13 protein-coding genes and 1 tRNA gene are annotated in these 15605 nt (G+C 50.5%); 10 read left to right on the top strand and 4 right to left on the bottom strand.

Going from position 1 to position 15605, the window contains the following annotated elements:
• Positions 1–278: 278 nt before the first annotated feature.
• Positions 279–1838 (bottom strand): sugar porter family MFS transporter, encoded by a 1560-nt coding sequence (locus JK211_RS11980; protein WP_343876833.1) that lies wholly within the window; start codon positions 1836–1838, stop codon positions 279–281.
• Positions 1839–2909: 1071 nt separating this feature from the next.
• Here JK211_RS11980 and JK211_RS11975 point away from each other — a divergent pair.
• Positions 2910–3695: an endonuclease/exonuclease/phosphatase family protein gene (locus JK211_RS11975; RefSeq protein ID WP_212708915.1), complete on the top strand. Its 786-nt coding sequence runs from the start codon at positions 2910–2912 to the stop codon at positions 3693–3695.
• A 59-nt stretch (positions 3696–3754) separates the two neighbouring features.
• Here JK211_RS11975 and mltD read toward each other — a convergent pair whose 3' ends face one another.
• Together mltD and gloB are read right to left on the bottom strand one after the other, a co-directional pair.
• Positions 3755–5134 carry a murein transglycosylase D gene (gene mltD, locus JK211_RS11970; RefSeq protein WP_212708912.1) on the bottom strand — a complete coding sequence of 460 codons (1380 nt, stop codon included), beginning with the start codon at positions 5132–5134 and terminating at the stop codon, positions 3755–3757.
• A 77-nt stretch (positions 5135–5211) separates the two neighbouring features.
• On the bottom strand, positions 5212–5982 hold the full coding sequence (gloB, locus tag JK211_RS11965; RefSeq protein WP_212708911.1) for a hydroxyacylglutathione hydrolase: 771 nt from the start codon (positions 5980–5982) through the stop codon (positions 5212–5214).
• Between the two features lie 42 nt (positions 5983–6024).
• Between gloB and JK211_RS11960 the strand changes: the two genes are divergently transcribed.
• Complete coding sequence (locus JK211_RS11960) at positions 6025–6762, top strand: class I SAM-dependent methyltransferase (protein WP_212708910.1); 738 nt, start codon at positions 6025–6027, stop codon at positions 6760–6762.
• On the opposite strand, the gene rnhA is transcribed toward JK211_RS11960, so the two are convergent.
• Positions 6744–7310 carry a ribonuclease HI gene (gene rnhA / locus JK211_RS11955; protein ID WP_212708909.1) on the bottom strand — a complete coding sequence of 189 codons (567 nt, stop codon included), beginning with the start codon at positions 7308–7310 and terminating at the stop codon, positions 6744–6746. The two genes, JK211_RS11960 and rnhA, sit on opposite strands and share 19 nt — an antisense overlap.
• Here rnhA and dnaQ point away from each other — a divergent pair.
• The 8 genes from dnaQ to JK211_RS11915 all read left to right on the top strand — a co-directional run bounded on the left by dnaQ (position 7264) and on the right by JK211_RS11915 (position 15435).
• A complete protein-coding gene (gene dnaQ / locus JK211_RS11950) occupies positions 7264–7995 on the top strand; it encodes a DNA polymerase III subunit epsilon (RefSeq protein WP_212708908.1) in 732 nt (243 codons plus the stop codon). The two genes, rnhA and dnaQ, sit on opposite strands and share 47 nt — an antisense overlap.
• 131 nt (positions 7996–8126) lie before the next feature.
• Positions 8127–8203 (top strand) — tRNA-Asp (locus JK211_RS11945).
• 757 nt (positions 8204–8960) lie between these two features.
• Positions 8961–9458: a type VI secretion system contractile sheath small subunit gene (tssB, locus tag JK211_RS11940; protein ID WP_212708907.1), complete on the top strand. Its 498-nt coding sequence runs from the start codon at positions 8961–8963 to the stop codon at positions 9456–9458.
• Positions 9459–9492: 34 nt separating this feature from the next.
• Complete coding sequence (gene tssC, locus JK211_RS11935; protein WP_212708906.1) at positions 9493–11040, top strand: type VI secretion system contractile sheath large subunit; 1548 nt, start codon at positions 9493–9495, stop codon at positions 11038–11040.
• Between the two features lie 18 nt (positions 11041–11058).
• Entirely contained in the window at positions 11059–12408 is a 1350-nt protein-coding gene (gene tssK, locus JK211_RS11930) for a type VI secretion system baseplate subunit TssK (protein ID WP_212708905.1), read from the top strand.
• Positions 12405–13130: a type VI secretion system protein TssL, short form gene (gene tssL / locus JK211_RS11925; protein WP_212708904.1), complete on the top strand. Its 726-nt coding sequence runs from the start codon at positions 12405–12407 to the stop codon at positions 13128–13130. The genes tssK and tssL overlap by 4 nt, the downstream gene beginning before the upstream one ends.
• Positions 13130–14797 (top strand): OmpA family protein, encoded by a 1668-nt coding sequence (locus tag JK211_RS11920; RefSeq protein ID WP_212708903.1) that lies wholly within the window; start codon positions 13130–13132, stop codon positions 14795–14797. The genes tssL and JK211_RS11920 overlap by 1 nt, the downstream gene beginning before the upstream one ends.
• Positions 14798–14943: 146 nt before the next feature.
• A complete protein-coding gene (locus JK211_RS11915; RefSeq protein ID WP_212708902.1) occupies positions 14944–15435 on the top strand; it encodes an Hcp family type VI secretion system effector in 492 nt (163 codons plus the stop codon).
• Positions 15436–15605: the final 170 nt, after the last annotated feature.

The raw sequence follows: 15605 nt of genomic DNA, 5'->3' as shown, positions 1-15605 counted from the left end.
GAGCGGTAGTTCAGTTGGTTAGAATACCTGCCTGTCACGCAGGGGGTCGCGGGTTCGAGTCCCGTCCGTTCCGCCACTTAATAAAAGTGCATATGATATTAATATGCTTTAAAGAAACCACACAATATATTGTGTGGTTTTTTTTTGCCTGAAATTCCTTACTTATATCTCTGGCGTACACGCTAATATTACCCTGAATTTCTGTGATTATCTGTGTCGGGGAATAACAAAAAGTCCCCCGCTCAGGCGGGAGACTTTTTACAGGCATAATGACAGGATCAGGAGCGGGCAGAAGAGCCTTCGGCTATATTGCTGACCTGTTTCTTTTTAGGATAAAAACGTCCTTCTTTCAGTGATATTTCTATATCTTCCAGTGAACGACCCCTGGTTTCCGGTACAAAAAAGTAAATAAATAAAAATCCCAGAAAGTTAAGCAGAGCATAAAACCACATCGCTCCGCCAATCCCGAGAATATTTACCAGAGATAATGCCGTGGCTGTCAGCAGCAAGTTAGAGCCCCACAGTACAGCTGCATGTAAACTGGTCGCTTTTTCCCTGATCCCCATGGGATACACTTCTGAACCAATCAGCCAGCCAATAACCTGAATACCGCCGGAATTAAATACCATAAAGGCAAACAGGCAGCTAACGACCAGCCAGCGATGTTGACCTCCATGGCTATTCATAACAAATACTGTCCCCAGTAATAATAAACTAATGATCGCACCAGGCATCATCCACAGAGTCAGAGTTCTGCGTCCAATATGATCAACCACCAGTTTTCCGAAGATAGTCAGCACCAGATAAATCACAGCCACACCTAATGCCGAATGTAATGCTGCACTGCGGCTGAACCCGGCATCGGTTAAAAACGTCGGCGTATAGTAAATCATCATCTCAATACCTGATAATTGAGTAAATGCCGCAACGCCTAGTCCGGCAAACAGAGCCGGTCGTAACCAGGGCTGTTTTAAATCTCTCCACCCGGTAATCGATTTCCGTTCTACTTTATCGTGTACTTTTTGAATATTTCTTAGCTCATGACGGACTTCCCGGTCAGTCTCACGGACCATATTAAGTGCAATACGTGCATCTTTAGTTCGTTTCTGACCGACCAGCCAGCGCGGGCTTTCCGGAAGCGGTAACATACCTAACATCAGGATCAGTGCCGGTATGGCCGCAACAGAAAACATTGTGCGCCATGTCCATATATCCTGCAGGAATGCACCGACCAGCCCGGCAGTCAGTATTCCGACGCCAATGGAAATATTGAAAAAGGTCACCAGACGACCACGTTTATGGGGCGGAGCCAGCTCAGCAATGTATACCGGTACAATCTGCGAAGCCCCGCCAACGGCAAAGCCGAGCACAATACGTGCCAGTGCCAGGGTGATAGCTGAATCTGACCAGCCTGATGCCAGAACCCCGATAGCAAATATTGCGGCCACAGCCATTACCGTATAACGGCGGCCAATCGCTGCCGAAATTTTTCCACATACCAGAGCACCTATTACCGCACCTACCAGAATGGCACTGGTAACCAGTTCCTGAGCATGGGCTGAAAGTGAAAAATCATGAGTAATTTGCAGCAGGGCACCAGAAATAATACCGGTATCATACCCATAGAGAAAACCGGCAATAGCAGCGATACCTGTGGCGGTTAACAGAAATGCATCTGCACTGAGAAAATAACTGTTGCTGCTGTCGTCCTGATTACCTGTATTATTGTCGGTCTGTGAAGTCTCCGGGGAGGTGTTTTTTATCTGAGGGTTAGATTGAGTCATAATTACCTTTTTTGTTGTTAGTGTGGTGTGCGAATTATCCTTGCGAAGAGTAATTTAAGGCCTGCCAGGCAGGGGGGAAGTATCTTATATAGCGTGGTTTGATAGTCTCCTCATACTCAAAAAACATATAGAAATTAAAAATCAATAGATAAAGCTATAACAGCTGATGTCCATGATGTCATTTTTTTATGATTGATATCACAGTTTTTGATGATATTCAGAGGATATCTCTATAATTCACTCTTTGATTGAAATATATAACTGGAATTTCTGAGGGTGATATTTCTATATAACAGCTGTTTTTAGTTATGAAATATTTATATTTTTAGCCATGATTTATGGTGTTTTTTTCGTGATTTTTATCAGGAGGTGAGGCTGTTATTCTGTATTGTTTTTTCTTGTGTGTTATTTTATTTTTTATGATTGAGTTCTCTGGGTTTTCATCCCGATGGACATTATTTTTACTAGCTGATGAATATTTATTTTTTTTGCAGGAGAGGCTATTTCGTTATTAATTTTCCGGAGGGGTAGTCCGGGGCGTGCCCTTGTGTATCAAAGCCTGTGTAGTCCGTCTGGCAGGTTAATTATATTATTACCCGTGTCTTCCTGGCTGGTGCCGGTACAGATAAAGTGGCATTATTTCCTCATTATGCGCCTCATCCTTAGGTGTAATAATAGTTGTTCCACGAATCACAATGTATGATATTTCCTTACATATATATGCAGATGATTGATCTTACCCGTCTATGGTGGATACACGAATTAGTGAGTAAACTCGCAACCTTCCGGAGGTACCCGAGTAACCTGTTTAATAACCTGATTTACTCTGAAAAGTTAATAATCAGCGCGATAAAAATAGCGGGGAAATAAGCCCTGCCGTTGATATACCACCGATACTTAACCTGATAATGATCAGTGGTAAGGACTGCGGTAACATGCACGCCGATAATGTTCTCCGGGCAGATAAAAGTCACAGGCAGGGCCAAAGTGTTTTATCAGGGGGCGGGAAAAGCGGATATTATGTGTGCCGGCACGTCGGGATCAGTACCTGCTGATTGAAACCAGGGCATAAAGTCCCTATAACAGAGAGAGACGTTTTCCGCGGTGAAGAGAGCAGACACTAAAGTGCAGAAAAAAACCTATGCCATGAGATATGTTGCAGGCCAGCCGGTGGAAAGAACATTTCCTCCGGCCGCCTTATTGCATCTTGGCCAGGCGATGCCTGCTGGTGTACCTCTGACTACCGGGCCGAAGCTCAAAGTTGTGGTGTGGAATATTTTCAAACAGCAACGAGCAGAATGGCAGACAGTCCTGAAAAATTTCGGGGCACATTCTCATCTGGTGTTATTACAGGAAGCACAAACCACCCCGGAACTGATTCAGTTTGCAACCAGCCATTATCTTGCTGCCGATCAGGTTCCGGCCCTGGTATTACCCCAGCATCCTTCCGGAGTTATGACCCTGGCGTCGGCACACGCTGTCTACTGTTGTCCGCTGCGGGAGCGTGAACCGCTTCTCCGTCTGGCGAAGTCGGCATTAGTTACTGCTTACCCTCTGCCTGATGGCCGGATGCTGATGGTGGTCAATATTCATGCGGTGAATTTTAGCCTGGGCATTGATATCTACCGTAAGCAACTGGCTGTGATTGGCGAGCAGATACAACATCATAACGGACCGGTATTAATGGCCGGAGATTTTAATGCCTGGAGCCGGCAAAGGATTCGTGTTCTTTATCAGTTTATGCGTCAGCTTAAACTGCGGGAAGTGATGTTTACTCAAGACTGCCGGCGTAAAGCGTTCGGACGCCCACTGGATTTTATCTTCTACCGTAATATGACACTCAGTCAGGCATCAGTACTGGAAACGACGGCTTCCGATCATAACCCTTTGCAGGCCGAGTTCTCATTTTAATACGACGGGTCATGGGTACAAAAAAGGCTGACCGCGGTCAGCCTTTTTCAGTGGTATCTTTAGCTATTATTCACAAAGAGTGTCAGTTTATCGCCCGGTCTCAGGGATTGCTCATCAGATAGCAGCGCATTCCAGCGCATAACATCTTTGATATTCACACCGTGTCTTGCGGCGATGCTGGAAAGAGAATCACCCTTACGAACATTGTAGGTGATGCTGTTTCCATTATCAGCCAGCTGAGTGGTTTTTGCCGTCGCGGTGCCCAGTTTCAGAGTCTGGCCCGCTTTCAGACTGGCGGTACGCAGGTTATTCAGTGATTTCAGTGTGCTCATACTGATCCCGGTTTTTGCTGCAACCGTGGACAGCGTATCACCGCGGCGAACTCTGTAACTTTGTGATCTGCTGACAGTACTATTATCCGCCATTAATTCTGGCTGAATTGCCTTAATCTCGGTGGACGCCAGAGACATTTCCAGACGTTCAACATGAGACTTCGGTACCATAATGTACTGAGGACCTTGTGGCGCAGTAGCCCCCTTTTTATATCCGGCATTATAGCTTTTGAGCCGCGATACGGAAATGCCAGCCATCTCAGCAGCCTGGGTCAGTTTTATTTGCTGACCAACCTCCACCCGAGCCAGAGCACGACTTTCATTCGGCGCAGGTAATCGTACACCATAGCGCTGATTGTTCTTCAGAATTTCACTTAATGCCAGCATTTTAGGGATATAAACCGTTGTTTCTTTTGGCAACGACAGGTGCCAGAAATCCGTCGGTTTACCCTTCGCCCTGTTTTGTTTAATCGCTTTCATCACTGTCCCCTCACCACTGTTATAAGCAGCAATAGTTAACAGCCAGTCACCGTTAAACATTTTATTAAGGCGTTGCAACATATCCAGGGCCACACGGGTAGAAGCGACTACGTCTCTCCGTCCGTCATACCATTGGTTTTGTTTCAGTCCATAATTCCGACCCGTACTCGCAACAATCTGCCAAAGGCCTGCGGCGTTAGCTGCAGAAGTTGCATGCGGATCAAAAGCGCTCTCCACTATGGGTAGCAGTACCAGTTCCATCGGCATTTTACGTTGCTGTATTTGTCCGACAATCCAGTACATATACGGTTCAGCCCGTAATGTTACATCGTGGAGATAGCTCTTATTTTTCAGGTATTTATTTTTTTGCTCACGGATCCGGTTATTATCCGGAATCCCCATCTTCAACTCGTCACTAATGGTAACCCAGAGGTTGTTGTCCTGTGCGATAGTCGTTCCATCATCCTGCCATCGCGGTGACAACATCCGCTCTCCGTACTTACCATTTTCTCCCTGACCAGCCGAAGACAGACTCTGTGCATGCTGAACAGGTATATCAGCATCTTTCCCTGATGCCTGACATCCCATCAGCAAGACCGAGGCGAAGAATATCGCTTTAGCCTTCATTATGTGTGTCATCGTTGATAGTAGATTAAAAGACGAACAATCATACGTGACGTGATGGCACAACACAATAAAAAAAGTTAAAAGTTATCCTTCTTCAGGCGCAGGGCAGAAAATACCTGCCATTCTTCAGGTAAACTTATGTCAGGCAATATATTCCTTTGTAAATCAATATCATGGGTTTTAAGAAAAACATTAATCTCGCGTTCTTTCGCCAGCGTCGAAGGTAAGCTAATGCAGTTTTTATCACGTAACTGCTTAATATCATGGTAATAAGAGCGAATCTGCTGGTTTTGTGGTAACACTTCCAGTGCAAAGGCAAGATTCGATAATGTATATTCGTGGGCGCAGCAGACCAGGGTATCTGCAGGTAACTGATTAATGGTCTGAAATGAATGGTACATTTGTTGTGGCGTTCCTTCAAAAAGCCGCCCGCAGCCTCCTGAAAATAGCGTATCACCACAAAACAGATAAGGCTGAGTGTAATAAGAGACATGCCCCAGGGTATGGCCGGGAGTATCGAAGACAGTAAACTCATAGCCCAGTAATGTGACTGAACTCCCGCCTTTGACAATATGGCTGGCACCCTTAGCCTGAGTTTCCTGAGGACCGTAGACCGCCAGCTGTGGCCACTTGCCGAGTAATCCGGCGACACCATCGACATGATCACTGTGATGATGGGTGAGTAAGATAGCCACTGGCTGCCACTGATTTGCTGTTATAGTGTCCAGTACCGGCTGTGCCTCTCCGGGATCCACAATAATGCATTGCCCTGCCGGAGTGTTCAGCATCCAGATGTAATTATCTCTGAGGGCCGGAACACTGGTAAGATTTAAACGGGGAAGATTCATACGCGCCTCTCATAATCCTGAATGTTTTAGTGATGGTAAAATATGAAGCCTGCGAAAACACGTCAAACTCTTATTGCGCCTGAAGAATGGCAGGATATGCCCTGGGGCAGTTATTTTCATGATGCACTGACATATCATCTGCAGCCATACTTCGGGAAATTGTATGGTACACACCTGCTTAAAATCGGCACTCTGAGTGGCAAAATTGATACCAGCAGTTGTGCTATCAGCCATCAGGTCAATGTCAGTCTGTCAGGTGAGGGCGGAGGGGTTATTGCTGAAGATACCCGCTTACCTTTCCTCAGCAAATCAGTGGATGCCTGTTTACTGGCTCATACCCTGAGCTGGAGTCAGGATCCGCATCAGGTATTACGCGAAACTGACAGGGTTCTGGCGGATGATGGCTGGATCATTCTTAGCGGCTTTAACCCTTACAGCCTGATAGGACTGGGAAAACTGGTTCCCGGGCTTCGTCACCGTATTCCGTGGAATGGACGTATGTTCAGTAAGGGGCGGCTGATTGACTGGCTGAGTATTCTTAATTACGAAATAATTTTCCGCAGTGGCTTCCAGGTTATCCCCTGGAAACCGCAGGGAGGTAATATTATCAGTACCCACCTGCCTGCGATCGGGGCAGTCAATATCGTTGTCGCGCGCAAGCGGACCTATCCGCTGATATTGAATAAAAATCAGTCTGTTGCCCGCGCCCCGGGGATCCGTGCAGCCGTTAATGTCACCCGTCAGTTATCTGAAAATAAAACTCATGATACTGGCGAATAACCGCTGTCTTCCTGGTCAGCGACATTTGCTGCCTGGCGGGCCAGCTCATCACAGCGTTCGTTTTCAGGATGGCCGGAATGTCCTTTGACCCACTGCCAGTCAATTTTGTGATTTTGTAATGCCTGATCAAGACGCTGCCAGAGGTCAACATTTTTCACCGGCTTTTTGTCTGCTGTTTTCCAGCCGCGTTTTTTCCAGTTAACAATCCACTGGGTAATGCCCTGACGAACATACTGGCTATCGGTACTTATTGTGACGTTACAGGCTTCGGTTAATGCTTCCAGGGCAACAATTGCCGCCATTAATTCCATCCTGTTATTTGTCGTCAGCCGATAGCCTTTACTGAACTCTTTTTCGTGTTTTCCGTAGCGTAAAATTGCACCATAACCGCCGGGCCCGGGATTACCCAGGCAAGAACCATCGGTGAAAATTTCTACCTGTTTGCGCATCTCTGGTAGACTTCCTGTTGTGAAAAATCCAAGTCTGACATAAACGGCCCCTATGAGCACAGTAAAAAACCGCCAAATCGTCCTTGATACAGAAACCACCGGTATGAATATGATCGGGGTGCATTATGAAGGGCATCGCATCATTGAAATAGGTGCAGTGGAAGTGATTAACCGCCGTCTGACCGGCAACAACTTCCATGTGTACCTGAAACCTGACCGGCTGGTGGATCCTGAAGCATTCGGGGTACATGGTATTTCCGATGAGTTTCTGCTGGATAAGCCGGCTTTTTCTCAGGTTGCTGATGAGTTTCTGGATTACATCCATGGTGCAGAACTGATTATCCACAATGCATCGTTTGATATCGGCTTTATGGATTATGAGTTTGCTAAACTCAACCGCGGGCTGGAAAAAACAGAAACTTTTTGCCAGATAACCGATAGCCTGTTGATGGCACGTAAGATGTTCCCCGGTAAGCGGAACAGTCTTGATGCTTTATGTTCACGGTTCGATATTGATAACACAAAACGAACCTTGCACGGCGCATTGCTTGATGCCGAAATCCTGTCGGATGTCTATCTGGCCATGACCGGTGGTCAGACATCTCTGACATTTTCTTCGGATACAGACTCGTCGGAGAATAATACCGGGGGGATTACCCACCGTGAGGTACAGGCTGATGGTGGTTTACGGGTTATCCGGGCTGATGCCGGTGAAATTGCTGCTCATGAGTCCCGGCTTGATCTGGTATTAAAGAAAGGCGGAAGTTGTTTATGGCGAGTATAAACATCATTTCTGGCGGATAAATCGCCTTTAAGGCCAAAAAAACGGCAAACACATTGATTGCTGTAGAAAAACCATTGACGTAATCAGGCTGCCCTATTAATATTCGCCTCGTTCCCGACGGGGAATGAAGCGGAGCGGTAGTTCAGTTGGTTAGAATACCTGCCTGTCACGCAGGGGGTCGCGGGTTCGAGTCCCGTCCGTTCCGCCACTATTTGAGGCCATGCTATTGATTAGCATGGCCTTTTTCGTATGTGTGTTTTCTGCTATGCCATTACCCTGTGACCGGCATAAGAACCCGCAGGGCGGGTTACCGCCGGATATTGTATCCCCTTGCATCCGGCCTTCCCGGGCAGTGATGTCAGTGGGTTCATCGACCAGTTCAGGTGATCTGAACGCCATATGTGTTCCCCTTTGTGAAAAATATTCGATTGTAAACATTCCGCATCATTCTGCTTATTAATGGCCGTTTTTATGAGTACGATTGCAGAAGCATCAGAATTAGTGGCAGCTGATCAATTGTTCTCTGTCAGGACATAATCGGCTGATGCCCCTGACACCCAGTTAATGCCTTTCACCATGTTTCTCACCCTTAACCCGGGCATAGCCTCCGGGGAATCTGAGCCCTTTCTGTTATTACCTTCCGTCCTGAAGCCATTATTTCATTATGGATTGATATGTTTATCCCCAGTGTATTGATTTTAATCAACTGAAGATTAATTGTTTAATAACTAACCGTCCATTTTAACTATTTCGATATAAATATTTGCTTACTGCATTTCCAGTAGTTCGGCTTTCTGGTGTATCAGCGTAATCCGTCATTAATATCTGGTGTAAAATTCTTAGTTATTAACTTTGTGCGAATTAAAGATCTGTATATTTGATCTTGGTTAGATCATTATTCTGCCATCGGGTGTAAATTACTTTAGTCTGAAAGTGTGCACAGCGATAAAACGAGGGATGATGAAATGGCTGACAGTTTCCAGAACGAAGTGCCGAAGGCACGTATTAATCTCAGGCTTGATCTGCATACGGGGGGCGCAGGTAAGAAAACTGAACTTCCTCTGAAATTACTGGTGGCGGGCGACTTCAGTCATGGCCGGCAATCGGCACCACTGTCTGAGCGCAAAAAAGTGAATCTGAACAAAAATAACTTTGACGCTGTGCTTTCTGAATATTCCCCGCAAGTCAGTCTGACGGTTAAAAATACGCTTGCTGATGACGGCAGCGAAGACAACATCAGCCTGACCTTCCGCTGCATCAACGACTTCACTCCGGAGCAGGTCTCCCGGCAAATACCTCAGCTGAAAGCCATGCTTTCCATGCGCAATTTACTTCGTGATTTAAAAGCTAACCTGCTGGACAACCAGAACTTCCGCAAAGAACTGGAAAAAATTATGCGTGATCCGGCGTTAAGTGCAGAACTCAGATCCGAACTTGCAGCTCTGGCAACCAAACAGCCATAACGGTCACGATGATCTCACCGATTAATTAAGGAAGATGCTGATGTCTGTAAACAATGAGAATGCCGCGGGTGGCGAAAGTGTGGTGACCGACGCGCCGGCGACCGGCGGGGTTTATGCGTCTCTGTTTGAAAAAATCAATCTGCACCCGGTCCCGGGGCTCAGCGCACTGGATATCTGGCAGGATGCGCAGGTAATGTCAGAAGCAACGGTGGATGAACGATTAACGGCCGGTATGCAGGTCTTTCTGGAGTGTCTGGCAACATCGGGCTCAAAGGTTGAAAAGCTCGACAAAAACCTGATTGACCATCATATCGCTGAGCTGGACGGGCGGATAAGCCGTCAGCTTGATGCGGTGATGCACCATCAAGACTTTCAGGCGGTGGAAAGTCTGTGGCGCGGCGTGAAATCCCTTATCGACAAAACCGATTTCCGTCAGAATGTAAAAGTGGAACTGCTGGATATGTCCAAAGCAGACCTGCGTCAGGACTTTGAGGACAGCCCGGAAATCATCCACAGCGGCCTGTATAAACAGACTTATATTGATGAGTATGATACCCCGGGAGGAGAGCCGATAGCGGCGCTGATTTCCGCTTACCAGTTTGATGCATCCGCTCAGGATATCACGCTGCTGCGCAATATCTCGCAAGTGTCTGCCGCAGCACATATGCCGTTTATCGGCTCCGCAGGCCCGGCATTTTTCCTCAAAGAGTCGATGGAAGATGTCGCGGCGATCAAAGATATCGGTAACTACTTTGACCGTGCTGAATACATTAAGTGGAAATCCTTCCGCGAGACGGACGATGCCCGCTATATCGGACTGGTGATGCCACGCGTACTGGGCCGGCTGCCTTATGGTCCGGATACTGTACCGGTGCGCAGTTTCAACTACGTCGAGGAAGTGAAAGGCCCGGATCACGATAAATACCTGTGGACCCATGCCTCGTTTGCTTTCGCGGCTAACATGGTACGCAGCTTTATCAGTAATGGCTGGTGTGTACAAATTCGTGGTCCGCAGGCTGGTGGTGCTGTCCGGGATCTGCCAATCCATCTTTATGATCTGGGTACCGGCAATCAGGTGAAGATCCCGTCAGAAGTGATGATCCCGGAAACCCGCGAGTTCGAATTTGCCAGTCTGGGGTTTATTCCGCTGTCCTACTATAAAAACAGAGACTACTCCTGCTTCTTTAGCGCCAACTCAGCCCAGAAGCCCGCCAGTTATGATACGGCTGACGCCACGGCCAACAGCCGTATCAATGCCCGGCTGCCCTATATCTTCCTGCTATCGCGTATCGCCCATTACCTGAAGCTTATTCAGCGTGAAAATATCGGAACCACCAAAGATCGGCGTCTGCTGGAGTTAGAACTTAACAGCTGGGTGCGCAGTCTGGTGACGGAAATGACCGACCCGGGTGACGAACTGCAGGCCTCTCATCCGTTACGGGATGCCAGAGTGGTGGTCGAAGATATCGAAGACAACCCCGGCTTCTTCCGCGTGAAGCTGTATGCGGTCCCTCATTTCCAGGTGGAAGGGATGGATGTCAGCCTGTCACTGGTTTCGCGGATGCCGAAAGCAAAATCGTAACACGAGGTGAAATCAGGGATGAAAATTTACCGTCCGCTGTGGAATGAAGGGGCGCTTCTGGCCCCGCAACAATTCCAGCAGCAGTCTGAATGGGATGCATTTTCGCGGGCGGGTATTGCCGCCCGCGGAAGTACCTTTCCCTGGGGTGTTGGCCGGGTTGAGCTGGATGAAGCAATGCTGGCCTCCGGGCGGATCCGGGCGCAGTCACTGCGTCTCTGGCTCCCGGATGACACGCTGATTGACACCCGGTTCAGCGATCTGCCACCGGAGCCGCGTGAAATTGAGACACCGGCGTCTGCCAGTAATGTCCCGGTGACAGTGTATGTGGCGTTACCGGTGATGCAGGCCGGGATCGTCAATGTGCAAACGGACAAGGTACCGGCAGAGCGCCCGCTGCGCTATCGGGAAGCCTGGGAGACGATCGCCGATCATTTTGGTCCGGAAGAAGAGTCGGTGGCGGTTGCCCGCTTTAATCTGACATTCCGTTTCGGACATGAAGACAATAGCGCATGGGATACCTGCGCTGTTGCCCGTCTGTTGCGGGACGGGCAGGGGGGGTGGCGTCAGGATCCTGACTTTATCCCGCCAATGGCGCTGTTCTCAGCAAGCCGCAGTCTGTGTGAACGCCTGGCGCTGCTGAACCGCCAGCTGCGTTCCCGTCGCCAGCGTCTGATGTCCATGCGTCGTGAAAGCAACGACAGAATGGCTGATTTTGCGGTCGCTGATGTGTCGTTGTTCTGGCTGCTGAATGCGCTGAATTCCCATGGCCGGGTGCTCTCTGAGTATGAACGTTTCCCTGACAGGCATCCTGAGCAGGTCTGGGCCGAGCTGGCTCGTCTTGCCGGCAGTATGCTGACGTTTTCCCTTGAGCACGACCCGGAGGCGATACCGGGTTACGACCACAGTACGCCGGAGCAGACCTTCCCGCCACTGTTTGACCTTATCAGTCAACTGCTGGAAGCCAGCCTGCCGTCCCGTGTGGTAGCGGTCAGAATGGAGCGTATGGATCCGCAAACATGGAAAGCAGTATTGCATGATATTCGTCTGCGCGATGAAGCAGATTTTTACCTCTCGGTGCGGGCGAATCAACCCGCGTGGCAGATTGCCGGGCGGTTCGCAGAGATGTGTATTGCCGGTGCCCCGGCGAAAGTTGGCGAGGTGTCCGGTGTGGCTGTCGAAGGAATTGGTCTTATTACCCTGAGCCGCGTGCCTGCTGCACTGCCGCTGCGTCTGGAAAACCAGTACTTCGTACTGGATATGGAAAGTCCGGCGGCCCGCGAAATGCTGGATCAGGGGGTGTGCGTATTCTACGTTCCGTCACTGCTTGGTGAACTGGAACTTGAACTGTTTGCGGTGCTGCGCTCATGAATAAGGTTATCGATATTGATGCTCTGATGGTACAGACCTGGCTCACGGTGGCGCAGCTGCGCCATGGCGGGCAGGTAACGGACGGCCCTGCGCTTTATGCGGCCTGCAAAGCACAGGTGGAAAGTGTACGTGAAGCGCTGGAGCGCGCAGGGCTGAGTACAGAAAGTATTGATCACATTACCTATGCCCAGTGCGCCCTGCTGGATGAAACCGTAATGAACCGTAAGCCAGAGGCTCAGCAGCCAGAAAACAGGGACGCGATTATATCCGCGAGCAGTGGACAGGATGCACTGAATATGACCCTGGATGCCGGACAGCGAGCCTGGCGTTCTGCACCGCTACAGGCAGTCTACTTTGGATCTCTGAGAGCGGGCGAGGCCTTATATGATCGTATCGCGGAGGTGCTGCGACAGCCCGCGCCGGAGCCTGCGGTACTGGTCTGCTACCAGCGGGTGCTGGCTCTGGGGTTTCAGGGGCAGTACAGCCTCTCCGGTGTCGGGCAATCACAGCGTGATGAGGTGATAGCAGCCCTGAATGAACGAGTGCCACCACCGAAGGCGGGCGGCTCACTGGTCGTACAGAAAACCGGTCGTCGTTATACCCTGCTGCGGTCCGTCTGGTTCTGGATGGTACTGGCAGTGGTCCTGACTGGTGCTGTCTGGCTGGGCGGGTATCTGTGGCTGCAGGACTTGCTGAACCAGCAATTGCCGGAGCACCTCTGATGCGCGGCCGAACACTGCTCCGGGCTGCCCTGCCGGTATTGCTGTGCCTTGTCGCGGTGCTGTGGCTGGTCTGGGGATTTATCCCATGGCCGGTCACCGGAAAACTGGTCCTGACGCTGGTCGTTCTGCTGATTTCCGCTGTGCTTATCCGTCAGGGTTACCGTCAAAAATGCCCTGTTGTTCAGGCTGATGAAGCAGGTCACTTCCCGCCAGAAAGCCATACCGGGCCGGTAGTGCTGATCTGTGGTGATGTGGATGGTGCCATATTTGCGGGCGGCCCATGCAGGGGGACGGCACAGGGCTGGTATCTGCGGATAGCGGAACTGACCGGACTTACCTCTTTTGCAGAGTGCCTGCTGGCGCGCACTCCGGCGATGGCAGGCCAGCTCGCCGTGATGTACCGCTGTCTGCCGGACCAGCATGAGGATGAGGCGTTGTTGCGTGCGTCACTCAAAGCGCTGCGTCTGCAGATGAAGCAGTTACGGGAACTTACCGGCTATAACGTTCCGTTGGTGCTTAATGCCGAATTCAGTGGTCCGGAAACGCCGTGGATAGTGGTACGAGGCAATACGACGCTAGTGTGTCCGGATGAAGAACCAGCCATCATGCTTAGCGAATGGCAGCAGTGGTTGCAGGCAGCCGTTGTTCAGCCGTATCTGACACTGGCGAGATCACTGCTTCACTGCGTGGTGCTGGATGAACTGGGCAAAGCGGATCGTTTGTATCCGGCCGTACTGCCCTTTGCTGTCACTCTGCGTTTCGGTGCGCTATCCACCTCGCTAGCTGCGCTGTGGCCACAGTTATTGTTTCGCCGGACCTGCATAGCTCCTGCCGGTCGTGTGATTGCATATCAACCTCGCTGGCATTTTGCCGATGCTGTACTCCCTCTGCTGGCCCCCTATACCACCCCGTTGCAGGGGGGAAAAACAGGGCGTCGGGTGGTCATGATTCTGTTGTTATGCGTGCTTGGCGCCATTGTCCTTTCCGTGCGACATAACCAGTCGCTTATCCGCAGGGTCAGCACCGACCTTCAGCGCTGGCAGGCTATCCCGATGAATCATTATGTTGCGAAATCGCAGGCTCTGCATGCTCTGCAGCAGGATGCTCTGTTGCTGGAGCGCTGGCAGCGTCAGGGAGAGCCACACCGTTACGGGCTCGGTCTGTATTCAGGTAACCGCCTGTGGCTGGCGGTTCAGCAGGCGATTGATACTTATGTCCCTCCGCCGCCGCCACCGAAACCCGGGCCAAAGCCGGTACCGAAAATTGTGCGCCTCGACAGCATGTCGCTGTTCGATTCCGGCAGCTTCGATCTCAGGCCCGGCTCCACCAAACTGCTGGTTAACTCGCTGGTCGGCATCAGGGGCAAACCCGGCTGGCTGATTGTGGTGGCGGGCCATACGGATAACACCGGTAAGCCGGCACTGAACCAGACGCTGTCCCTGAAGCGTGCCGAAGCGGTGCGTGACTGGATGCGTGACACCGGGGATGTACCTGAAAGCTGTTTTGCGGTGCAGGGCTATGGCGCAAGCCGTCCGATCGCAACCAATGACACCCCGCAGGGCCGGGCGCTTAACCGCCGTGTCGAAATCAGTCTGGTACCGCAGGCGAATGCCTGCCAGCGACCGGGCCCACCCCCGGCGCCATCGCAGAATAATGGCGCTTTATAAAAAGAATACACAAAGTCATTCGGGCCGGATCGCGGCGGCAACGGAATGAGTCCCCGGCAGCAGAGACAGCTCTGTGAACGGGGCGAATGACGGTCGCCGGCAAAGAGGCAGCCTGAAGGATGATGTGTATAAATGGAGAAATTATCATGGCAATCCCTGTTTACCTCTGGCTGAAAGACGATGGCGGCGCGGACATCAAAGGGTCTGTGGACGTTCAGGATCGTGACGGCAGTATTGAAGTGGTGGCGCAGCAGCATAACCTGTATATCCCGACCGACAACAACACCGGCAAGCTGACCGGTACCCGTATCCATACCCCGTTCCAGTTCACCAAGCAAACCGACTCGTCCAGCCCGTACTTCTACAAGGCGGTAACGACCGGCCAGACCCTGAAGTCCGCGGAATTCAAGTGGTACAAAATCAACGACGCCGGCCAGGAAGTGGAATACTTCAACACCCTGCTGGAAAACGTGAAAGTAGTGAAAGTGCATCCGGTGATGCATGACGTCAAGGATCCTGCTTACGAGAAACATAACCATCTTGAGCAGATCGAGCTGCGTTACGAAAAAATCACCTGGACCTACAAAGACGGCAACATCATTCATTCCGATGCCTGGAATGAGCGCGCCACCGCCTGATTACGCGTCATCTTTCGTGCCGCAGGCGCGTTGGCAGAGTTCGTTCACCCCGGCCACCGCGTGATCTGTGCTCCCGGGGACTGACAAACCTGCCGTCTGCCTGCGACACGAACTCTTTCGCGTAATCCTCGTTTTTAAGCGGAGGGGAATAACCTTTCCGCTGTTTTTGC

It is taken from the genome of Tatumella sp. JGM130, from assembly GCF_018257525.1.
GTDB classification, from domain to species: domain Bacteria; phylum Pseudomonadota; class Gammaproteobacteria; order Enterobacterales; family Enterobacteriaceae; genus Tatumella; species Tatumella punctata.
The sequence above is the reverse complement of the archived record's forward strand: the minus strand, read 5'-3'. Positions and strand labels throughout refer to the sequence as shown.